Genomic DNA, 4,171 nt, shown 5'->3' with positions numbered 1-4,171 from the left:
GAAAGTAGATCTTGAAATAAAGAACTGAACTTGGCATTACGTCAGCTGGAGTTCCCATCCACTTTAAGATCGTTGGGGTAAAGAAATATCCCCAAACTGTCATTACTACTCCCATGAGGATTGCAAAAGCTATACCTGTATTGGATGCAATGGATACTCCTTCCTGATCTCCTGCCCCGTATCTTTTACCGATGATAACGCTGTTGCCCATAAACAGGCCATTTATAAAGCCTACCATCAAAAATATAAGGCTACCGGTAGTACTAACGGCAGCCAGTGCTTCTTTTCCCAAAACATTTCCCACAACTACTGAATCCACAACGTTATAGAGCTGTTGCAGCAGTTGTCCAAAGAAAAGTGGAATTGCAAATCTTATTAAATTCTTAGTAATTGAGCCTTTAATCATAACATCAACATGGTAGCAGAATAAAGTAGCCTAGTAAATAGTTTTTATTCACTCATGTTGCCATTCTAGTTTTCTTTTTCCAAAATATCTAAAATGCTTCTAGCTATTCGCTCAGAATTAGTGATGATGGCGTTTATGGAATCAAGACTATCTTCGTCCTGTTCTTTTTCAAGGAGGAGATCTGCATTTCCTCTGATAACGGTAAGGGGTGTTTTGAGATCATGGGCTATTTGAGCCATTTCCTGCTTTGTTTCATATTCATCTCGCCATTTTTCTTCGGCTATCATATTGATGATCTTCCTGAGTTTATGAATGAGTATCACTGAAGGAATCAATATAGCAAGGATATACGCGGCTATAATCGATATAAACGCTATCCATTCACCTTGTACCTTCAGGCTATAATGAATGTATATTGTATCTTCCTTTAAAGTTCTTAATATAAACACTTCCTGATTTTCAAGGTAACTATTTGTTCCATTTGCCTTGAGCCAGGAAATAGCCCTATCCATGTCCTCTTTTGTACAATTAGATATTTTGGAAGTTACAACTCTGCTTCCATTTTCAAGGACGTAATCAGCTTCTTCAGGAAAGCTTTCTATATCAAATATCTGTGTTTCTTCAGATACATGAATCCACTTTGTTACCTTCTTTTCAACATCATCAGCCCTTACGCCTGATACTTTGTTAAAAGACATCAGGAAAAAGATGGTTACAAGAACAAGTAGCCCTGCAATAGCAAGAAGATATAGTCCTATTACTTTCGAAAGTCTTAAACTTGTTTTTTCCATTTATATCCAATCCCCCATACAGTCTCAATGGGCTCAGTTCCGTGCTTTTTTAGCTTTCTTCTGACATTTTTGATGTGCTCTGTAATAGCAGATTCGTCCCCATCTTTATCATAGCCATAGATGATTTCATAGATCTGGGCTTTAGAAAAGACCTGTCCTCTGTTTCTGAATAGAAGCCGAGCTATCTCAAATTCACTTTTGGTGAATTCTACCGTTTCTTCTTTTATCCTAAACTCACAAGCCTCAGGATATAAAGATATTCCGCCTGCTTCAATAAAGGCCTGGGCTACATCTCTGTTGTCTCTTCGTATGTGAGCCCCTATTCTTGCTCGTAGTTCCGCAACTGAAAAGGGCTTACGAAGATAATCGTCAGCCCCAAGTGAAAGACCATAGATTACGTCTTCTTCCAAAGCTTTGGCACTTAAAAAGATTATAGGACAGCTTACTTTTCCACGGATTCTTTTTATTAGCTCAAAACCGTCCTCATGTGGCATCATGACATCCGTTATTATCAGGTTATAAACAGATAGATCCTCTGGTATTGCCTGCTCTGGCGAATGTATAGTATCCACCTGATACTGACTTTTTAGTGCCTTTTCTATAAGCTTCAAAATATCAAGTTCATCATCTATAGCCAAAATTCTCATCAAATCACCATATAAACAATAAATGATAGTGCATACAAAATGTATACATGCAGAGGATAGAACCAGTAAAACAATTTGGCATTTCCTCTTCCACGCTCTCCATTATATAACAACATGAAAATTGCTGCGAAGACTCCGAGCCATTCATATGCATCAAAGAAAAGCGTATTTATATTTAAAGGCATGCCCATCATCACAAGCCCTAATCCATTAAATAAAAGAGTAAATATTATCCATGCATATATTCTGATCTTCTTGTTTTTAAAATAGCTGAAGATTAAAAGTATCATTCCTTCAAGAATAGTTATTGTACCACCATCTACTATGAAAGTATGCATTGGAAGAACCGTAAAATTCAAAAGATTTGCCACGAATACTACCATACCGTTGCCCTGTCTGGTGAATGGTCCATATACGAAGTTGTACATTATGTAAGGGAAAATGATCAGTGGAAATACTACAGCAGTAAGGCCTAACACAATCTTTTTATTCCTTATCCAGTCTATTCCCTGCATTACAACAAACAGGATCGCGAAAGTAGACAGCATCCCATTTTGTGGAAAAAAGCCGTCACCTCTTACTGCTGGTGATAAAACATTATAAAAGCCAAACTGTATAGCTCCCATTACTACTGAAATCAGATATATCTTAAGAAAATATTTCTTTCTATCATGAGTGTGAATAAATCCCTCTACAAAGCAAAACAAAAATAATGGCGCAGCCAGTCTTCCTATCCATGAAAATAAAACTGGTACCTTACCTGTAAATTCAAAAAAGTAATGAATGTGATCCAGCACCATAAATACCATTGCAAGATATTTTAAATTAAAACCAGTCATTCCTTTTTCTTTGATACTAAACATAATTATCATCCTCCTACGTATTTGTTGAGCATAGGATAGATGATAATTATAAGGAATATATAAGGATTTTAAAAAAATTGATCGCGCAATATACATCGAATAACTGATCCAACAATCGGAGTTTCAAAGTCGCTGCTTATAATAAAATAATAAAGCGCTATCATTAAGATCAATCAAACAAGTTGTATATCTTTTATAATATTTCCATCAAAATCATATATGGTAAAGCAATCCCCTTCAAGAACAGCATAGCTGTTAGGATTTCCTCCTTTGGGTATTGAAACAGATCCTGGATTTAAATGATAGAAATATCCACCATCATCTGAAAGAGAAAGCTTCTCACATACCAGAAGATGTGTATGTCCGTGAAGAAGTATATCTCCTGATACAAGCGGCGGTCTCTTTTCTTCATTATAAAGATGTCCATGTGTAGCAAAAAATGTATGGCCATTAAGAGCCAGGATTGCATAATCTGAAAGTACCGGAAAATCAAGGACCATCTGATCCACTTCTGCTTCACAGTTTCCTCTAACCGCCCATATCCGGTCTTTTACTGAATTCATAAGTTCTATGACCTTTTTAGGAGCATAGTCTTTAGGAAGGTCATTTCTTGGTCCATGATAAAGAATATCTCCAAGACAGATCATTCGCTCTGCTCCCATACCAGTGAACTTGTCCATCATCTTATCAGCCCAGTAATATGAGCCATGTATATCACTTGCAATAAAATATTTCATATATCCTCCAAAAAAAGCATCAGAGAATGCCTTTATAACGAGCATTCTCTGATGCTACAATAAGCAGTTCAGAGTCATTTTACCACAAACACTCATATATATGTTTGGCAAAATAATCTGTGACTAAATCTCAAAATCCGTAGTAAATATATTTTTGTAATTTACGTTCTAGGATCAATACATTTTACATACAGATACAAGCTCTGGTTGGTCTGATTATAATCATTTGCAGGTATGATCTCCATCATTACGTGCTTATAGTCATCTCCATATTTTCTTCTGTATACAAATCTTAAAAGAGTATTATTACCATCAAAATATTCTTTCAAGAATTTAGTATCAGTTTTATTAAGGTATTCCTGCAAGTCTTCCGGATGAACCTGGCCACTTGCGCCAAATAATAAAAGCCATAATGATATCCTGTCAGCAAATCCTTTTTCCGTAGTCATTTCTGAAACATCCATATTTACGATCTGATAGGTATCATCAGTAATGTTGATCTTAAGGATCTTAGTATACAGTTCACATAAAGCTCTGTGCGCATCCTTATGACCTCGTCTGTCTATGCCTTTCTTTCTGTAATGCGCTGATTTAGCTTCATACATTCTCTTATCTGCAACAGCCCCAAGTTCTCTTACAGACAGCCTTGGTTCTTCTTCCTTACTTATATAGCCATATGAAATGGATAAACTGTCACACATCTTTCCTTTCCAATTAGCCATTGTAT

At 36.2% G+C, this 4,171-nt stretch carries 5 protein-coding genes and 1 pseudogene; all 6 read right to left on the bottom strand.

Annotation, left to right across the window (positions count from 1 at the left end; genetic code table 11):
• On the bottom strand, positions 1 to 406 hold a 406-nt coding region (locus K6G87_RS15275; protein WP_296839145.1), incomplete at its 3' end, for an MATE family efflux transporter.
• Positions 407 to 471: 65 nt separating this feature from the next.
• A complete protein-coding gene (locus K6G87_RS15270) occupies positions 472 to 1,197 on the bottom strand; it encodes a histidine kinase dimerization/phospho-acceptor domain-containing protein (protein WP_296839142.1) in 726 nt (241 codons plus the stop codon).
• Positions 1,179 to 1,844 (bottom strand): response regulator transcription factor, encoded by a 666-nt coding sequence (locus tag K6G87_RS15265; RefSeq protein ID WP_330669887.1) that lies wholly within the window; start codon positions 1,842 to 1,844, stop codon positions 1,179 to 1,181. Before K6G87_RS15265 ends, K6G87_RS15270 begins: the two co-directional genes overlap by 19 nt.
• Entirely contained in the window at positions 1,844 to 2,707 is an 864-nt protein-coding gene (locus K6G87_RS15260) for a TraX family protein (protein ID WP_296839137.1), read from the bottom strand. The genes K6G87_RS15265 and K6G87_RS15260 overlap by 1 nt, the downstream gene beginning before the upstream one ends.
• 173 nt (positions 2,708 to 2,880) lie before the next feature.
• Positions 2,881 to 3,444 carry a phosphodiesterase gene (yfcE, locus tag K6G87_RS15255; RefSeq protein WP_296839135.1) on the bottom strand — a complete coding sequence of 188 codons (564 nt, stop codon included), beginning with the start codon at positions 3,442 to 3,444 and terminating at the stop codon, positions 2,881 to 2,883.
• A 161-nt stretch (positions 3,445 to 3,605) separates the two neighbouring features.
• Positions 3,606 to 4,171: pseudogene (locus K6G87_RS15250) on the bottom strand (hypothetical protein); the annotation flags it as partial.

The organism is Butyrivibrio sp., from assembly GCF_024699075.1.
Note: the sequence above shows the minus strand (reverse complement) of the source record. Positions and strands in the feature narration are given on the sequence as shown.

Excerpts from the sequence above, each read along its gene's own strand:
- K6G87_RS15270 (WP_296839142.1), bottom strand. The coding sequence starts at position 1,197 with ATGGAAAAAACAAGTTTAAGACTTTCGAAAGTAATAGGACTATATCTT.
- K6G87_RS15265 (WP_330669887.1), bottom strand. The coding sequence starts at position 1,844 with ATGAGAATTTTGGCTATAGATGATGAACTTGATATTTTGAAGCTTATA.
- K6G87_RS15260 (WP_296839137.1), bottom strand. The coding sequence starts at position 2,707 with ATGTTTAGTATCAAAGAAAAAGGAATGACTGGTTTTAATTTAAAATAT.
- yfcE (WP_296839135.1), bottom strand. The coding sequence starts at position 3,444 with ATGAAATATTTTATTGCAAGTGATATACATGGCTCATATTACTGGGCT.